12 protein-coding genes are annotated in these 17,907 nt (G+C 48.5%); 10 read left to right on the top strand and 2 right to left on the bottom strand.

The window, feature by feature from the left end:
• Positions 1-99 precede the first annotated feature (99 nt).
• The 10 genes from murJ (at position 100) to EQP46_RS22050 (ending at position 14,971) form a co-directional block, all read left to right on the top strand.
• On the top strand, positions 100-1,659 hold the full coding sequence (murJ, locus tag EQP46_RS22100; protein WP_129495682.1) for a murein biosynthesis integral membrane protein MurJ: 1,560 nt from the start codon (positions 100-102) through the stop codon (positions 1,657-1,659).
• 61 nt (positions 1,660-1,720) lie between these two features.
• Positions 1,721-2,680, top strand: coding sequence for a bifunctional riboflavin kinase/FAD synthetase (gene ribF, locus EQP46_RS22095; protein WP_129495681.1), 960 nt, complete (start codon positions 1,721-1,723; stop codon positions 2,678-2,680).
• Positions 2,681-2,687: 7 nt separating this feature from the next.
• Entirely contained in the window at positions 2,688-5,516 is a 2,829-nt protein-coding gene (ileS, locus tag EQP46_RS22090) for an isoleucine--tRNA ligase (protein ID WP_129495680.1), read from the top strand.
• A gap of 34 nt (positions 5,517-5,550) precedes the next feature.
• Entirely contained in the window at positions 5,551-6,063 is a 513-nt protein-coding gene (gene lspA / locus EQP46_RS22085; protein ID WP_129495679.1) for a signal peptidase II, read from the top strand.
• Positions 6,064-6,238: 175 nt separating this feature from the next.
• Entirely contained in the window at positions 6,239-6,670 is a 432-nt protein-coding gene (gene fkpB, locus EQP46_RS22080) for an FKBP-type peptidyl-prolyl cis-trans isomerase (protein ID WP_129495678.1), read from the top strand.
• 11 nt (positions 6,671-6,681) lie between these two features.
• On the top strand, positions 6,682-7,626 hold the full coding sequence (gene ispH, locus EQP46_RS22075) for a 4-hydroxy-3-methylbut-2-enyl diphosphate reductase (protein WP_129495677.1): 945 nt from the start codon (positions 6,682-6,684) through the stop codon (positions 7,624-7,626).
• Positions 7,627-7,850: 224 nt separating this feature from the next.
• Complete coding sequence (dapB, locus tag EQP46_RS22070) at positions 7,851-8,660, top strand: 4-hydroxy-tetrahydrodipicolinate reductase (protein ID WP_129495703.1); 810 nt, start codon at positions 7,851-7,853, stop codon at positions 8,658-8,660.
• A 493-nt stretch (positions 8,661-9,153) separates the two neighbouring features.
• Entirely contained in the window at positions 9,154-10,293 is a 1,140-nt protein-coding gene (carA, locus tag EQP46_RS22065; protein WP_129495676.1) for a glutamine-hydrolyzing carbamoyl-phosphate synthase small subunit, read from the top strand.
• 16 nt (positions 10,294-10,309) lie between these two features.
• On the top strand, positions 10,310-13,546 hold the full coding sequence (gene carB / locus EQP46_RS22060; RefSeq protein WP_129495675.1) for a carbamoyl-phosphate synthase large subunit: 3,237 nt from the start codon (positions 10,310-10,312) through the stop codon (positions 13,544-13,546).
• 573 nt (positions 13,547-14,119) lie between these two features.
• Positions 14,120-14,971, top strand: coding sequence for a magnesium transporter (locus tag EQP46_RS22050; RefSeq protein ID WP_129495674.1), 852 nt, complete (start codon positions 14,120-14,122; stop codon positions 14,969-14,971).
• Here EQP46_RS22050 and dacB read toward each other — a convergent pair.
• Positions 14,946-16,367, bottom strand: coding sequence for a serine-type D-Ala-D-Ala carboxypeptidase (gene dacB, locus EQP46_RS22045; RefSeq protein ID WP_129495673.1), 1,422 nt, complete (start codon positions 16,365-16,367; stop codon positions 14,946-14,948). The two genes, EQP46_RS22050 and dacB, sit on opposite strands and share 26 nt — an antisense overlap.
• A 99-nt stretch (positions 16,368-16,466) precedes the next feature.
• A complete protein-coding gene (locus tag EQP46_RS22040; protein WP_129495672.1) occupies positions 16,467-17,429 on the bottom strand; it encodes a porin in 963 nt (320 codons plus the stop codon).
• Positions 17,430-17,907: the final 478 nt, after the last annotated feature.

Here is a 17,907-nt window from a genome sequence, read left to right as displayed (position 1 = left end):
TAATCACAGGGCTAGCGTTTTTCGCTCGCAGATTATTGCCGGTTTTGCTGCAAAGCATGGCTAAACCGTTTACAGAGCGAGATTTTTAAGGGGATATACGTGTCAAAGCGATTGCTTCGCTCGGGAATGATTGTCAGCTTTATGACGATGGTGTCTCGCGTGATGGGGCTGATGCGCGATGTGGTTATCGCAAATCTAATGGGGGCGGGCGCCGCCGCTGACGTTTTCTTTTTCGCCAATAAAATCCCTAACTTTTTACGTCGTCTGTTTGCAGAAGGTGCGTTTTCACAGGCGTTTGTGCCTGTTTTAGCCGAATACCAAGCCAGTGATGATAAAAACAAAACCCGTGAGCTAATTGCTTACGTATCAGGCACCTTGGGAGTGTTAGTGACCATTGTGACCTTGGTGGGGGTGATTGCTTCGCCTGTGATCACAGCATTATTTGGTGCTGGCTGGTTTTTAGATTGGGTCAACGATGGCCCGTCTGCGCACAAGTTTGAATTAGCCTCGTTGATATTGAAAATCACGTTTCCTTATCTTTGGTTTATTTCCTTTGTGGCGTTGGCAGGATCCATCCTGAACACGCTCGGGCGATTTGCGGTTTCTTCTTTTACGCCGGTATTTCTCAATATTGCGATGATTTCGGCGGCCATTTGGATAGCCCCTAATTTAGAGCAGCCAGAAATTGGGCTCGGTATTGGTGTCTTCCTCGGTGGTTTGATCCAGTTTGCGTTCCAGCTTCCTTTTCTCTATCGCGAAGGCATGTTGGTTAAACCCAAATGGGGTTGGTCTCACCCTGGTGTGGTGAAAATTCGCACATTGATGATTCCCGCACTGTTTGGTGTGTCCGTCAGCCAAATTAACTTGTTGCTTGATACCTTTATCGCGAGCTTCCTTGCGACGGGGTCCATCAGTTGGTTGTATTACTCTGACCGCCTCTTAGAGTTCCCGCTGGGTTTGTTTGGCATTGCGATTGCCACTGTGATATTGCCTGCGTTGTCGAAAAAGCACGTTGAGCAATCATCCGGTCAATTCGCCAGTACGATGGATTGGGGTATTCGCATGGTGCTGTTACTGGGATTACCCGCGATGGTGGGCATGATGGTATTAGCGAAACCTATGCTGATGGTGCTCTTCATGCGTGGCGAGTTTAGTCCGTCAGACGTGGATGCTGCGGCGCTGTCGCTAATGGCTTACGCGTCAGGCTTGCTGAACTTCATGCTTATTAAAGTGCTTGCGCCAGGCTATTACGCCCGCCAAGACACGAAAACCCCTGTGCGCTATGGCATCATTGCTATGGTTAGCAATATGGTGTTCAACCTTATCTTCGCGTCATTTTATGGTTATGTTGGTCTGGCTATGGCAACGGCGTTGTCAGCGTTGGTCAATGCGGGCTTGCTGTACAGAGGCCTTCATAAGCAAGGTGTGTATCGCGTGAGTCGGGAAACACTCTTTTTTACGTTGCGCCTCGTGATTGGTGCGTCACTGATGGGCGGCTTGGTGTTTTGGCTGATGCCAGAAAATACTGACTGGCTCGCGATGGGGCTTTGGGAACGTATCTACATTCTATTTGGCTTAATTGCTTTAGGTGCAGTGACTTACCTTGTGTCTTTGGCCGTTTCTGGTGTGAGACCGCGTCAACTTCGAGCAGAAAGCTGATTGCTACGCATAACTAGTATATAATCCGTCGGTTTTTTTAGGGGAAAGCAGTTTTACCATTATGGAATTGATCCGAGGCATTCATAACATCCGAGACAGACACCGAGGGTGCGTACTGACGATCGGTAACTTTGATGGTGTGCATTTAGGCCACCAACAAGTGCTTATTCAAGTGGTAAAGAAGGCCCGTGAGTTGGGCGTTCCGTCCACGGTCATGCTGTTTGAACCCCAGCCAAGAGAATTGTTTGCTGCCGATCGCGCGCCTGCACGCTTGACTCGCTTGCGTGATAAATACACGCAGTTGGCGAAATTAGGTGTTGAGCGATTACTTGTGGTGAATTTTAATGCAAAATTCGCTGCCATTACTCCCTATGACTTTGTTCATCGCTTGTTGGCTGAACAATTGGGTGTTAAGTTTCTCGTGGTCGGCGATGACTTCCGCTTTGGCGCTAAGCGTCAGGGCGATTTTGTCTATCTGCAGCAAGAAGCAAAATCTGCACATTTTGATGTGGTGAGTACGCAAAGTTTTTGTGTCTCCGAGCAGCGTGTTAGCAGTACTGCCATTCGTGATGAATTGTCGCGAGGCGAGCAAGACGCAGTGGAGCAGATGCTAGGGCGACCTTATAGCATCAGTGGGCGTGTTTCCCACGGTAAGAAGCTAGGTCGTACCATCGGATTCCCTACCGCAAACGTCCCGTTAAAACGACGTGTTACGCCTGTGTCTGGTGTGTATGTCGTTAAGGTCGGCGGTATTGATGAGAACACTTGGTTAGGTGGTGTTGCTAATGTAGGCACGCGACCAACTGTTAACGGTGTACGCCAACAATTGGAAGTGCACCTTTTTGACTTCGCTGGCGATCTTTATGGTCGGCATGTTGAAGTGCAGCTTCTTCATAAGCTGCGAGATGAGAAAAAATTTGGTTCGCTAGACGAACTAAAAGCCCAAATTGAACTTGATGCCCAGACAGCGCGTGCGTGGCTGGCTGGTCAAGATAATGTCGAAAACGTCCATACGGAATGAACAATCAATGAGTGACTTTAAAGATACCTTAAACCTGCCGGAAACCGCGTTTCCGATGCGAGGTAATCTTGCACAACGTGAGCCGCAAATGCTCAAGCGTTGGTACGATGAAGATCTTTACGGCGAGATCCGTAAAGCGAAAAAAGGCAAGAAATCTTTCATCCTGCATGACGGCCCTCCGTATGCAAACGGCAACATCCATATTGGTCACTCAGTAAACAAGATTCTTAAAGACATTATTATTAAGTCCAAAACATTGTCGGACTTTGACGCACCTTACGTACCTGGTTGGGACTGTCATGGTCTGCCAATCGAACTGATGGTTGAGAAGAAAGTCGGCAAGCCAGGCAAAAAAGTGTCTGCTGCTGAATTCCGTCAGAAGTGTCGTGAGTACGCAGCAAAACAAGTTGAAGGCCAAAAGGCGGATTTCAAACGTCTTGGTGTGTTGGGTGAGTGGGATAAGCCATACCTGACCATGGACTTCAACACCGAAGCGAACATCATCCGTGCGCTAGGCAAAATTGCAGACAACGGTCACCTTCACAAAGGCTTTAAGCCTGTTCACTGGTGTACTGACTGTGGTTCAGCACTGGCCGAAGCAGAAGTAGAGTACGAGAACAAAGTATCGCCTTCTATTGATGTGATGTTCCGCGCGACAGACGAAGCGGCCGTTCTGGCCAAATTCGGTTTGGCGGAAGGCCATGAAGGTCACGGTGACGTGTCTATCGTTATCTGGACCACCACGCCTTGGACATTGCCTGCAAACCGTGCAGTGGCTGTTTCTGATGCACTGGAATATGTACTTGTTCAAGTGGAAGGCGAAACCCCTCGTCGTTTGATTATGGCATCAGAGCTTGCGAAGCAAGTGATGGATCGCGCGGGTATTGAACACTTCCATAACCTTGGTTTCTGCCAAGGTGACGCGTTGGAGCTATTGCGCTTCAACCATCCGTTTTACAGCTTCGATGTGCCAGTAATCTGTGGCGATCACGTCACGACTGAATCAGGTACAGGTGTTGTTCACACGGCACCGGGCCATGGTCAAGAAGACTTCGTGGTGGGTCAAAAGTACGGCCTAGAAGTGGCAAACCCAGTGGGTAGCAACGGCGTTTACTTGCCTGATACTGAACTGTTTGCCGGTCAACATGTATTGAAAGCAAACGACAACGTGATTGACGTGCTGAAAGAACACGGTTCTTTATTGCACCACCACGCGTATGAGCACAGCTACCCGCATTGCTGGCGTCATAAAACGCCGATCATTTTCCGTGCAACGCCACAGTGGTTTATCTCTATGGAGAAAGCTGGCCTGCGTGCGAAAGCACTGGAAGAGATCAAAAACGTACAATGGATCCCTGAGTGGGGTCAAAACCGCATCGAGTCGATGGTTGAAGGTCGCCCTGATTGGTGTATCTCCCGTCAACGTACGTGGGGCGTGCCAATTGCGTTGTTCGTTCACAAAGAAACCTCAGATCTTCACCCGAACACGGTTGAACTGATCGAACAAGTGGCGCAGAAAGTTGAACAATCAGGCATTCAAGCGTGGTGGGATCTCGACACCGCTGAGTTGCTTGGTGACGATGCTGAAAACTACGAAAAAGTGCTGGATACCCTAGACGTATGGTTTGACTCAGGTGCTACGCACTATGCAGTTGTAAATCAACGCGCGGAATTCAACGGCAATGAAGCTGACATGTACTTGGAAGGCTCGGATCAACACCGTGGCTGGTTCCAGTCATCGCTAATGACATCTGTTGCAATCAAGAATGCCGCACCTTACAAGCAAGTGTTGACCCACGGTTTCACCGTTGATGGTCAAGGCCGTAAGATGTCTAAGTCGATTGGTAACGTTGTGTCTCCACAAGACGTAATGAACAAGCTGGGTGGCGACATCCTGCGTTTGTGGGTGGCATCGACTGATTACACGGGTGAAATGACCGTGTCTGATCAAATTCTGAACCGCAGTGCTGATGCGTATCGCCGCATTCGTAACACCGCGCGCTTCTTGCTTGCTAACTTGAATGGCTTCAACCCTGAAACTGACATGGTTGCAGCTCAAGACATGGTGATTGCAGACCGTTGGGCGGTGGGCAAAGCACTTGAAGCACAAGAAGAAATTCTGAAGGCGTTCGAAGAGTGTAACTTTCACCAAGTGACTCAGCGTTTGATGCAGTTCTGTTCTGTTGAGATGGGTTCATTCTACTTGGACATCATCAAAGACCGCCAATACACCGCGAAAGCCGGTGGCCTTGCGCACCGCAGCTGTCAAACGGCTCTGTTCCATATCATGGAAGCGTTGGTGCGTTGGATGGCGCCGATCATGTCGTTTACTGCAGATGAAATCTGGAACGAAATGCCGGGTTCACGTAACAAATACGTATTCACTGAAGTGTGGTACGACGGTTTGTTTGGCCTGAATGACGACGAGACGCTGAACAACGCATTCTGGTCTGAATTGCTGCGTGTTCGTGGTGCCGTTAACAAGGTTCTAGAACAAGCACGTAACGATAAGAAAATCGGTGGTTCACTCGAAGCTGAAATCACTCTATATGCGAAACCTGAGTTTGCTGCCAAGCTAGAAGCGATGGGCAATGAGCTACGTTTTGTGTTGCTGACGTCTAAAGCAGAGGTTGTTGCGACAGACGCAGCGCCTGAAGCTGCAGTTGCAACGGAAATCGAAGGTTTGTCTGTCGTTGTTGCAAAATCAGATGCAGAGAAGTGTGAGCGTTGCTGGCACCATGTTGCAGATGTAGGCACAATCGACGCACATCCAACCCTTTGTGGTCGTTGTGTAAGTAACATTGATGGTGAAGGCGAAACGCGTCAATTCGCGTAATCGTCGCCACGCATAAAGAGAGTAGGAAGGCTGGATGAAAGATCTGACAGCAAAACAATCGGGTGTGCGCTGGCTGTGGTTAGCGTTGCTGGTGTTCGTGTTGGATATTGGCAGTAAACTGCTTGTTATGGATACCATGGGGTATGGTTGGGCAAACCGCATTGAAGTGCTGCCTTTCTTTAACCTTTTGTATGTTCACAACTACGGCGCTGCGTTCAGTTTCTTGAGCGATGCGGGTGGCTGGCAGCGATGGTTCTTTGCTGCCATTGCGCTGACCGTATCAGGCATGTTGGCGTACTGGATGCGCCAAACACCTGCGAGCAACAAGATCTTGAACATTGCCTATGCCTTGGTCATTGGCGGTGCGATTGGTAACTTGTTTGATCGTCTCGTTCATGGCTACGTGATCGATTTCCTCGATTTCTTTATTGGAAAGAGTCACTGGCCAGCCTTTAACTTGGCGGATACAGCAATTTGTATCGGTGCAGGTTTGATTGTGCTGGAAAGTATTTTGTCGTCAAAAAAACAGGCCGCTGAAACTGAGTAAACGGTTTGTGGTGAGACATAAGAAATAACACTATGGCGCTGGTCGTTTTACGGGCAGCGCCGTATTGTATTCAAAAATACATAACCCAATGAGAATTGGGGTTTATACCCAACATGAAGATGTTGCTGGGTACTATTAGACGGTTTACGTCTTCATCGAATTCAAGGATGGTTGAATGGCAAACGTTAGCGCTAACAGTGAAGTGGTGATGCACTTCACCATTAAACTGGAAGACGGTTCTGTCGCAGACAGCACCCAGACATCAGGTAAACCTGCGAAGCTTGTGATGGGCGACGGCAGTTTGACGGATAACTTTGAAAAGTGTTTGTTAGGATTGTCCGAAGGTGAAAAAGCCAGTTTTACATTGGGGCCTGATGATGCGTTTGGCCAATCTAACCCTGACAACATCCAACATATGGATCGCAGTCAATTTGCTGGTGATATTCCTTTAGAAGAAGGGACAATCGTCGCGTTTGCAGGTCCCGGTGGTCAGGAAATTCCAGGTGTCATTACGGAAGTGTCGGGCGAGTCTGTTACTGTGGACTTTAACCACCCACTCGCCGGCCAAAATGTCATCTTTGATGTAGAAATAGTGAGTGTCGGTTAAAAGGCGTTGTAATGAAGATTTTGCTAGCTAACCCTCGTGGGTTTTGTGCCGGTGTCGATCGTGCTATCAGCATTGTTGAGCGTGCACTAGAAATGTATCAGCCTCCCATCTATGTGCGTCATGAAGTCGTGCACAACCGCTTTGTCGTGGAAGGCTTAAAGTCACGTGGCGCCGTGTTCGTTGAAGAACTCAGTGAGGTGCCTGATGACAGCATTGTTATTTTTTCAGCCCACGGCGTGTCACAAGCGGTGCGTAATGAAGCAAAATCTCGCAGTTTGACCGTGTTCGATGCAACGTGTCCATTGGTGACTAAAGTTCACATGGAAGTTGCGCGTGCGAGTCGCAAAAATATGGAAGTGGTGCTGATTGGCCATGCCGGACATCCAGAAGTGGAAGGCACCATGGGACAATATGCTAGCGAAACCGGTGGTATGTACTTGGTGGAAACACCGGCAGATGTTCATACCATTGACGTGAAAGATCCATCTAACTTGCATTACGTTAGTCAAACCACCTTGTCTGTGGATGAAACGGCAGACGTGATCGACAAATTGCGTGAAGTGTTTCCTGAGATCCAAGGTCCGCGTAAAGATGACATTTGCTACGCAACCCAAAACCGCCAAGATGCAGTGCGTGAACTTGCGACGCAATGTGATGTGATGGTGGTGGTGGGTTCGAAGAACAGTTCAAATTCGAATCGTTTGCGTGAATTGAGTGAAAAGTTAGGTACGCCAGCGTACCTGACAGATTGCGCAGAAGACGTGAAAGCAGAGTGGTTTGAAAGCAAAGTAAAAGTCGGCGTTACAGCGGGCGCGTCTGCACCTGAAGAGCTCGTGAACCTTATCATTGCACAGATTGAAGCATATGGCGGCACGGCGGTAGAAGAGCTTAAAGGACGTGAAGAAAACATGTTCTTTGAAGTGCCACGTGAGCTTCAAGTGAAGCATATCGACTAGGGGCATCAAAACATAACAAAAACGCGACGATGTCTGATTGTATAAAAGGAGCCTATGGCTCCTTTTGGCGTTATAGCGCGAGAAGTATTTCGTCGACGATACAGAGCGTCATTCCAAGTATTGCTCGGATATACATCACTGTTTGAAAAAGGTAGAGTGACAAACGAATGATTTTATTGCGCCGCGTTGACGCGGCGCTGACCGAAAGTGAAAAGGGGATTTACATGGTTCGCATCGCAATTGCGGGCGCTGCCGGTCGTATGGGCCGACAGCTAATTCAAGCCACGGATGGAATGGAAGGCGCAATACTGGCAGCTGCAAGTGAACGTCCTGAATCGAGTCTTATTGGCACTGACGCGGGCGAACTCGCGGGCATCGGTAAGCGCGACGTTACCATCGTGGATGATCTCGCGAAGGTAGCCGATGATTTTGATGTCATTATTGATTTTACTGCGCCTGCAGTGACCTTAGCGAACCTTGCGCTTTGCCAAGCGCATGGGAAGAAACTGATCATTGGTACGACAGGCTTTACTGAAGAACAGCGCGCTCAGATTGATGCCGCAGCTTCTGATACTGGCATTGTGATGGCACCAAACTATAGCGTCGGCGTAAACCTCGTGTTTAAACTGCTTGAGAAAGCAGCGAAAGTCATGGGCGACTACTGCGACATTGAGATCGTTGAAGCGCACCATCGCCACAAAGTGGATGCACCTTCTGGCACGGCGATTGGTATGGGTGAAGCCATTGCGGGTGCGATGGGCAACAAACTGAGTGATGTTGCTGTGTATGCACGTGAAGGCATCACGGGTGAGCGAAGCCGTGATGAGATTGGTTTTGCGACCATTCGCGCTGGCGATATTGTGGGTGAACACACCGCGATGTTTGCTGATATCGGTGAGCGTGTGGAAATTACACATAAAGCGACCAACCGAATGACATTTGCAAATGGTGCAGTGCGTGCAGCGATTTGGTTGAATGCAAAAGGCGCTGGCTTCTTCACAATGCAAGATGTGCTGGACCTCGATGCACTCTAAATGAAAACCGATTAACTATGCAATTGGCGCTTGCCAATTGCATGGTCTTCCCTCCTTCAATCTCTCTCACACTTCTGCATAAATATTGCAATCTCGACCTGAGTTAACGTGTGCTTTCAAGGCTTAGTGGGGCTAATTGATCTCATGGGCCTTAAATGTTGCCATAACTGCGCATTGGGAAACGGTTGCGTATTGCGCTGATTGTTTTTGTGTGGCTTTCTTCTCTTCTTGCCGCAGAATGATTTGTCTTATGCCTAAAATTGCGGCTAGCGCCTAGGTTTAGTGGGGTTTTTATGCGCTTGATGATGAAAATTATATAGGCTGGCTAAAAGTTATATTCTTTTTCACCTGTCCTGTTGACACTTTCCGCGCCGATCTCTAGAATGCGCGCAATTTGTCAAATTTCGGCTTGACGTCGAACTGGCAATTGTATGGAATGACTTAATGCGAATTTATCTATTTATTTTGCATTTTTATTGATTTGGAGGTTGTCTTGAGCAAGTCTGCGCTCTTAGTCCTAGAAGATGGGACTGTATTCCACGGTGTGTCCATTGGTGCTGATGGTTCCGCTGTTGGTGAAGTTGTTTTTAATACCTCGATGACGGGGTACCAAGAAATTCTCACTGACCCTTCCTACTCTCAGCAAATTGTTACTCTTACTTATCCCCACATTGGCAACACCGGTACTAATACCGAAGACGAAGAATCCTCAAGAATCCACGCGCAAGGCTTGGTAATTCGTGACCTTCCCCTTATTGCTTCAAACTTCCGCAGTCAACAAACACTTTCCGATTACCTCAAATCTCAAAACATCGTTGGTATCGCCGACATCGACACCCGTAAGCTGACACGCCTCTTGCGTGAAAAAGGCGCACAAAACGGTTGTATCGTTGCAGGTGACAACCTTGACGAAGCCTTGGCACTTGCGAAAGCGAAAGCATTCCCAGGTCTGAAAGGTATGGATTTGGCGAAAGAAGTGACCACAGCAGAAGCTTACGAGTGGAAGCAAGGCTCTTGGACGCTTGAAGGTGGCCTGCCAGAAGCAAAAGACAGCAGCGAACTGCCGTATCACGTTGTCGCGTACGACTTTGGCGCGAAGCGCAACATCCTGCGTATGCTGGTGGACCGCGGTTGTCGTTTGACTGTTGTGCCTGCACAAACGTCTGCTGAAGAGGTATTGGCGCTTAACCCTGATGGTGTATTCCTGTCGAATGGCCCAGGTGACCCAGAGCCATGTACTTACGCGATTGAAGCAACAAAAGTATTCCTAGACAAAGGCTTGCCTATTTTTGGTATCTGTCTTGGTCACCAAATTCTGGCTCTGGCATCTGGCGCTCAAACGGTAAAAATGAAGTTTGGTCACCACGGTGCAAACCACCCAGTAAAAGATTTGGATCGCAGCGTTGTGATGATTACATCGCAAAACCACGGTTTTGCTGCTGACGAAGCCACGCTTCCTGAAAACTTACGTGCTACTCACGTATCGCTATTTGATGGCTCTTTGCAAGGTATCCACCGCACAGACAAGCCAGCCTTTAGCTTCCAAGGGCACCCTGAAGCGAGCCCTGGTCCGCACGATGCGGCACCACTTTTCGACCACTTCATTGAACTTATTAAGCAACACAGCGCGTAATCCGGAGTAGCAGAGAATGCCAAAACGTACAGACATAAAAAGTATTCTTATTCTAGGCGCAGGCCCAATTGTTATTGGACAGGCGTGTGAGTTCGACTATTCAGGTGCGCAAGCTTGTAAAGCGCTGCGTGAAGAGGGTTACCGCGTTATTTTGGTTAACTCCAACCCAGCCACCATCATGACTGACCCAGAAATGGCGGATGCAACGTACATCGAGCCAATACAGTGGGAGGTTGTGCGCAACATCATTGAGAAAGAGCGCCCTGATGCGGTTCTACCGACCATGGGTGGTCAAACAGCGTTGAACTGTGCGCTTGAGCTTGAAAAGCATGGCGTACTGGCTGAATTTGGCGTAGAAATGATTGGTGCAACGGCGGATGCGATTGATAAAGCAGAAGACCGTTCACGCTTCGACAAAGCAATGAAATCTATCGGCCTTGAATGCCCACGTGCAGACACGGCGAAAACCATGGAAGAAGCATACGGCGTTCTCGATATGGTGGGTTTCCCTTGTATCATTCGTCCTTCTTTCACCATGGGTGGTACCGGTGGCGGTATTGCGTACAACAAAGAAGAGTTTGAAGAAATTTGTCGTCGCGGTTTGGACTTGTCGCCAACCAACGAGCTGTTGATTGATGAATCTCTTATCGGCTGGAAAGAATACGAAATGGAAGTTGTTCGTGACAAAAACGACAACTGTATCATCGTATGTGCCATTGAAAACTTCGACGCAATGGGCATCCACACGGGTGACTCCATCACGGTTGCACCAGCACAAACACTGACCGACAAAGAATACCAATTGATGCGTAATGCATCGCTAGCGGTTTTGCGTGAAATCGGCGTTGAAACGGGCGGTTCAAACGTACAGTTTGGTATCAACCCGAAAGATGGCCGTATGGTTATCATTGAGATGAACCCTCGTGTCTCTCGTTCGTCTGCGTTGGCGTCGAAAGCAACGGGCTTCCCGATTGCAAAAGTGGCAGCGAAACTGGCGGTTGGCTTCACCCTTGATGAGTTGATGAATGACATCACTGGCGGTGCGACACCAGCATCGTTCGAACCAACCATCGACTACGTTGTGACTAAGATCCCTCGCTTCAACTTCGAAAAATTTGCCGGTGCAAATGACCGTCTAACCACACAGATGAAGTCTGTGGGTGAAGTGATGGCAATTGGTCGTAACCAACAAGAATCGCTACATAAAGCACTGCGCGGCCTAGAAGTTGGCGCGACAGGTTTCGACGAGATGGTTGACTTGGATGCGCCCGATGCACTGACCAAAATTCGCCATGAGTTGAAAGACGCAGGTGCAGAGCGCATTTGGTACATCGCCGATGCTTTCCGTGCGGGTATGTCAGTGGAAGGCGTTTTCAAGCTGACAAACGTTGACCGTTGGTTCCTTGTTCAGATTGAAGATATCGTCAATCTAGAAGCTGAAGTGAAAGAAAATGGCTTTGCAGGATTGAGCAAAGACATGCTTCGTAAGCTGAAACGCAAAGGTTTTGCTGATGCACGTTTGAGCAAGCTATTGGGCGTGAGCGAAAGTGAAATCCGCAAGCTTCGCGACCAGTACGACATCCACCCTGTTTACAAGCGTGTTGATACCTGTGCGGCAGAGTTCTCTTCTGATACCGCGTACATGTACAGCTCTTACGATGAAGAGTGTGAAGCGAACCCAACAGACAAAGACAAGATCATGGTATTGGGCGGTGGTCCAAACCGTATCGGCCAAGGCATTGAGTTTGACTACTGTTGTGTACACGCATCATTAGCGCTTCGTGAAGATGGCTATGAAACCATCATGGTTAACTGTAACCCTGAAACTGTTTCTACCGATTACGACACCTCTGACCGTCTGTACTTCGAACCTGTCACGCTTGAAGACGTGCTAGCGATTGCGCGTGTAGAGAAGCCTAAAGGCGTTATCGTGCAATACGGTGGTCAAACACCATTGAAATTGGCGCGTGCGCTAGAAGCGGCAGGTGTGCCAATCATTGGTACCAGTCCTGATGCGATTGACCGTGCGGAAGACCGCGAGCGTTTCCAAGCGGCCGTTGACCGCCTTGGCCTTAAGCAGCCAGAAAACGCCACCGTGACTGCACTAGAGCAAGCGGTAGAAAAAGCGCGTGATATTGGCTACCCATTGGTTGTTCGCCCATCGTACGTTCTTGGTGGCCGTGCAATGGAAATCGTTTACGACGAAAGCGACCTACGCCGTTACTTTACTGAAGCGGTAAGCGTGTCTAACGAATCGCCAGTACTGCTTGACCGCTTCCTTGATGATGCGACCGAAGTGGATGTGGATGCTATCTGTGACGGCGAGCGCGTCGTGATTGGCGGTATCATGGAGCACATCGAACAAGCGGGTGTTCACTCGGGTGACTCTGCATGTTCATTGCCTGCTTACACCTTGAGCCAAGACATTCAGGATGAAATGCGTCGCCAAGTTGAAAAGCTGGCGTTTGAGCTGGGTGTTCGCGGTTTGATGAATACGCAGTTTGCAGTAAAAGATGGCGAAGTTTACCTGATTGAGGTTAACCCGCGTGCTGCACGTACGGTGCCATTTGTGTCTAAAGCCACCGGTGCACCGCTCGCGAAGATTGCTGCGCGTGTTATGGCTGGACAATCGCTTGAATCACAAGGTTTCACACAAGAAATCATTCCACCGTACTATTCGGTGAAAGAAGTGGTATTGCCGTTCAACAAGTTCCCAGGTGTTGACCCATTGTTGGGCCCAGAAATGCGCTCTACCGGTGAAGTCATGGGTGTGGGTGATACATTTGCTGAAGCGTTTGCGAAAGCGGATCTTGGTTGCGGTAAGCAATACAGCGAGAAAGGCCGTGCACTTCTGTCTGTTCGTAACAACGACAAACAGCGTGTTGTAGACCTTGCAGCGAAGCTCATCAAGCTTGGTTTCGAGCTGGATGCGACACACGGTACTGCAGTTGTTCTTGGCGAAGCGGGCATTAACCCTCGTCTAGTGAACAAGGTACATGAAGGTCGTCCTCACATCCTTGACCGTATCAAGAATGGCGAATACAGCTACATTGTTAACACCACTGAAGGCCGCCAAGCGATTGAAGATTCGAAAGTCCTTCGTCGTGGCGCACTGGCTGAGAAAGTAAGTTACACCACAACGCTGAACGCGGCGTTTGCTACCTGTATGGCGCATGCCGCAGTAGATATGTCGAAAGTGAACTCAGTACAAGAGCTTCACGCACGCGTTGCAGAGAAATACAGTAAAGCGTAATTTCTCAAGAAAGGCAAAAACATAATCAATGAGTCGGCAGGAAGCCGACCTAGATAACAACCTCCTTGCCCGCCTTTATGGCGGGCTTTTTTGTGCCTTTTTATTGGCTAGGGCAATGTAAGGTTCGTGCGTTATTGTTCGAATTAATCAGCATGTGGTGTGTCATTAAATCTTCATGATCTAACGCCTACGGAGTGTTTTCTCTCAGACAAAAGAAGCGTAATATTGCCCCGTCGCAATACTGCGGCACTTTTGGAGAAAACCATGAACGTTATCGACCATCCTCCGAGTTGTCAGGGAGGCCAGTAAACCCGGCGGTAACCTAAGTGTGTCTTCACATTTCGACTGCCAGGTCGGAATGCTCCCTCGTTTTTCTATTCCCTGCGCTTCCCCAACACTCTGAGTAAACATACGCAAAGAAACTTTTATGTTTCACTTTCGCATGGTGAGTACTCGCTTCGCGCGAATAATCGTTGTTTTGTTATAAAAACAAAATCCTGCTGGATTGCGTATTTTCATGGTCGTTACCCATCACCAGATGATCTCTGGGACTAGCCAATCGGGAGGTTCGCTATGGCGGTAATGAATGCCACCTTGCTGGAAAACCAGCACCATCATGTCGCTGCGCATGAAATTGAAGCAGCAAAAAATGCGTTTCTTGTTCACGGTGGAGAAGACCGAATTCGGTTGTTGTCTGTCATGCCTGTTCCGGAAGTCATTGGCGTACTAAATTGCTGCCCATTAGGGTTGGTCAGAAAACTACTTGATGATCTTGCGGAAACAGGAGACACGGTAAGAGTGAGGCAAATTGCGACAGGGCTGGGTCTTATCAATTCTGAAGTTGAGCCTGATGGGGATTATTTGTCGAATTCAGTCATGTCACATGTTCGGCAACGCATTGGTTGGATCATTGGTCTTGCGTTACTGGGCGTTGTCTCTGGGCTGATCATTTCGCATTACGAGGCGTCGATCAGCCAGCTGATTTTATTGGCGATTTATATGCCCGTGGTTGCGGCGGCGGGGGGGAATGCTGGCTCACAAGCAGCCACGCTAGTTGTTCGCGCCATGGCAATGAACGAAGTGCGCCCGTCTCACTGGCTACGCGTCATGTGGAAGGAAGTACGCGTGGCGGTGGTCATCGCGTTTGCACTGGCTGCCGTCATCATGGCGAGGGTGATGCTCTTCAGTGATAGCGCAGCACTCCCGTTGGGTTTTTCATTAGATGACATTGCTGTAGCGATTGGTATGGCGCTGATCATTCAAGTGCTGTTGTCTACCACAATAGGCGGCGTTCTCCCGCTTGTGGCGACAACGTTTCGCCTCGACCCTGCTGTGCTCGTGAGTCCCGTTTTGGCTTCCGTTGTCGACATCAGCGGGATGGCGATTTATTTCATGACAGTTAACGCGTGGTTAGACTTGATGTAAGCAAGGCCTGATACAATTCGCGCTCAAATTGCGTAATGGGGCTGGCGAGGTTCGTCGGGCGCTCATCCGTTCTAGGGATGTGGTAGTTGGTGACCAATTGCACCACTAGCACATCCTGTCCTTTATCATTTCTTATCACGCCAGCTAAGTTATAACTGCCATAGAGCGAACCAGACTTGGCTTTCAGTTTCTGCTTTAAAGGCGCGTGTCTTACGCTACTGCGATACTTTAACGTGCCATCTACCCCAGAGATTGGCAGCATTGCCAATACGCCCAAGTCTTGATGGGAATAGGTGTAGTGGATGATGTCCATCAGTTGCTTTGCGGACATGCGATTGTTTCTTGAAAGCCCAGAGCCATCCACAATAACCGCTTGGGTTAAATCAATGTCTGCACGTTCTTGCATGATGGCTTTGATGGCTGCTGCGCCGTTAGAGAACGACCCTGGTTGGCCGTAGTACTGGTGCCCCAGTGTTTTTAGTAAGTTATCAGCGATCAGGTTGTCTGAACGTTTGAGCATTTTTTTAAGCAGTGCATCGCGAGGTGCAGATAAGTGCGTGGCGATGAGTTGCTTTGGTGCATTGCTGATAGGGTTGCCAATGCGGATTTGTCCTGCGAGACGTATCCCTACTTTTTTGAGTTCAGCTGAAAGCACATCTTGCATGTATTTCTCTGGGTTTTGCACTGCAAACTTAAGCGGTAATGGCTTGCTTCTGTGTGGCAAGCAGCCACTCAGTCGGTAACTGTTGTTGTTTTCGTAGTGCAGTTCTAGGTCGCAATGCTTGGCTTTCATTTCGTCTTTCGTCACAGCGAGTGCGTCGGTGGTGACAGAAACAGGCTGATGTTCGGGAACAAAAATGCGCGTCGTTGTTTTTCCTTTTTCGCTGTAAATCGAACCCTGAACACAGTTTCGCTCTAGGGCAATAGAGGTTGAGGGAGCGCTATAACATACCCCTAGGATATCCCATGGCCAGCCGACTGCGCGTTCATAGCCTGTAAAAATGCTGCCATCCAGCCACACATCACCATTGATACGGGTAACCCCTGCTGCCTTGATGTCTTTCAGTAAGGATTGGATGTTTTTACGCGTTAATGTTGGGTCGCCAGAGAATGAAAAAATAACGTCTTTACCGGAGCGATATGCGCGTGTAGTGAAGGTGAAGTCTTTAGGTAGATAAAGCGCAGAGGCGAGTGCGGTGACGACTTTTTGAGTGCTGGCAGGGGGAAGTAGAATCTGATCATCCAGCGCAACCATCTGCTGTTTACTGTCGATGTTGTAAACCGAGAGGGCGAGTTGGCTGCCCGCAGGAAGCATGGCTTCAAGCGTATTCACGGGCACCGCTGATGCACGAAAAGAGAAACAAAGAGAAAGAATGAGAAGGCAATAACGCACCATATTAGGCTCCAGCGTAGACGGCAGATCCAGTATGGTACAAAAAACGCCTACATGGAGGTAGGCGTTTGTCTCTGTATTCAGTGTTTAGCTGAAATCAGATTAGAAATCGTAGCGTAGACCGAATACTAGCTCGTCTTCTGCTTTTTCTTTGCCAACTTTGTCTGCATCAAGCAGGTTGAAGTTGTAAGACGCGTAAGTGCGGAAGTTGCTGTTGAAGTAGTGAGTCGCGTCGATTGCGATAGAGTCTGCTGTGTCGTCTGACTCAGTTTCAGCTTTACCGTAAGTGGTTGTGAATTTGGTTTGGCCCATGGTGTAAGCCGCTGCCAATTCGTAGCCAGTTAGGTCTTTGTCAGAACCAGATACGTTGCTCTCGCCGTCTTTGTAAAGTGCAGCAACGTAGATGTCGCCCATGGTGTAAGAAACAGCTGCTTCGATTTGGCTTTCAGTGGTTTTGGTTAGGTTGTCTTGGTCAGCGTAACCTAGACCCATTGCAAGACCGTTCTCCATCGCGTAAACCGCACCTAGAGAGTAACCTTTGTCGATAGTTTCGTTGTTACCAACGTAGTTAGCTTTAACCGTTAGGCCACCGAACTCGCCTTTGTACGCGATGTTGTTACTTGTGCGGTCTGCAACGTCGATTTTTGCGCTTGCAGCAGCGCCGTGGAAAGACATGATATCAGTGAAGTCAGTGATCATGCCCAGAGAACCATCGTTTAGACCGTAAGTTACTAGGCCAAACTCAGTACCGATACCAGCGTAGATGTAACGGTTTTGGTTAGCGCTCTCTGCTTTACCTTCATCGTTGATTACAGTGTCTGAACCCGCAGTGAATTCACGTTCGAAGAAACCTACACCGTATGCTTCTTCTGAGATTTGAGTGGTACCCAGAACATTGATACGTACGCGGCTTTTATCTGCCATGTCGCCATCTTTGATAGACGCACGTGCTTCTGCACGACCGCCGATAGCCATAGAAGAAGTACCGTCATTGAAAATTTCAGCAGCAGAAACAGAGGTAGACGCTAGAGCAGCTACAGCAAGTGCGATAAACGTTTTATTCATTACGTTGTCCTTTTATAAGGTTTTGAGTTTCTTGATGGCATCTCAAACCATCTCGATGACTTGTTTGTACCCGCTGACGATTTGCAACCGCTAGTAAAACAATCAAAAAACACATTTAAAACACTGTTTTTTATGTTGCTATTTTTGTTTTTGATCAATAAAAACAGTGGTTTGCATTTTTTCATTAAAGTTCCGTTACATTCGTCGCATTTATGTTTTTTTATCTTTTTGTGCGAGCTAAATCTCTTGTTAAGTATCTGTTTATGTGAACTTTGATTGGTTTTTTGGGTTCGATTTGTGCATCTGTTTCTAGCTTGTGGAGTGGTAACTCGGTGTGCTCTGAGGAGGCGAAAAATGATTGGTGACCTTCAGGGATAAGTTGTTTACACTGAAAACACAGATATTCGTTTGCTGCGCTCATCATTGTTTATGGGCGTGGCTTTGTTATTCCCAAAACCAAGGGTTTTGGAGACAGAGG

It is taken from the genome of Enterovibrio baiacu (assembly GCF_004120195.1).
Taxonomy (GTDB): Bacteria; Pseudomonadota; Gammaproteobacteria; order Enterobacterales; family Vibrionaceae; genus Enterovibrio; species Enterovibrio baiacui.
This window is presented reverse-complemented; position numbering and strand designations above follow the sequence as displayed.

Excerpts from the sequence above, each read along its gene's own strand:
- dapB (WP_129495703.1), top strand. The coding sequence starts at position 7,851 with ATGGTTCGCATCGCAATTGCGGGCGCTGCCGGTCGTATGGGCCGACAG.
- carB (WP_129495675.1), top strand. The coding sequence starts at position 10,310 with ATGCCAAAACGTACAGACATAAAAAGTATTCTTATTCTAGGCGCAGGC.
- EQP46_RS22040 (WP_129495672.1), bottom strand. The coding sequence starts at position 17,429 with ATGAATAAAACGTTTATCGCACTTGCTGTAGCTGCTCTAGCGTCTACC.
- EQP46_RS22050 (WP_129495674.1), top strand. The coding sequence starts at position 14,120 with ATGGCGGTAATGAATGCCACCTTGCTGGAAAACCAGCACCATCATGTC.
- lspA (WP_129495679.1), top strand. The coding sequence starts at position 5,551 with ATGAAAGATCTGACAGCAAAACAATCGGGTGTGCGCTGGCTGTGGTTA.
- ribF (WP_129495681.1), top strand. The coding sequence starts at position 1,721 with ATGGAATTGATCCGAGGCATTCATAACATCCGAGACAGACACCGAGGG.
- ispH (WP_129495677.1), top strand. The coding sequence starts at position 6,682 with ATGAAGATTTTGCTAGCTAACCCTCGTGGGTTTTGTGCCGGTGTCGAT.
- ileS (WP_129495680.1), top strand. The coding sequence starts at position 2,688 with ATGAGTGACTTTAAAGATACCTTAAACCTGCCGGAAACCGCGTTTCCG.
- dacB (WP_129495673.1), bottom strand. The coding sequence starts at position 16,367 with ATGGTGCGTTATTGCCTTCTCATTCTTTCTCTTTGTTTCTCTTTTCGT.
- fkpB (WP_129495678.1), top strand. The coding sequence starts at position 6,239 with ATGGCAAACGTTAGCGCTAACAGTGAAGTGGTGATGCACTTCACCATT.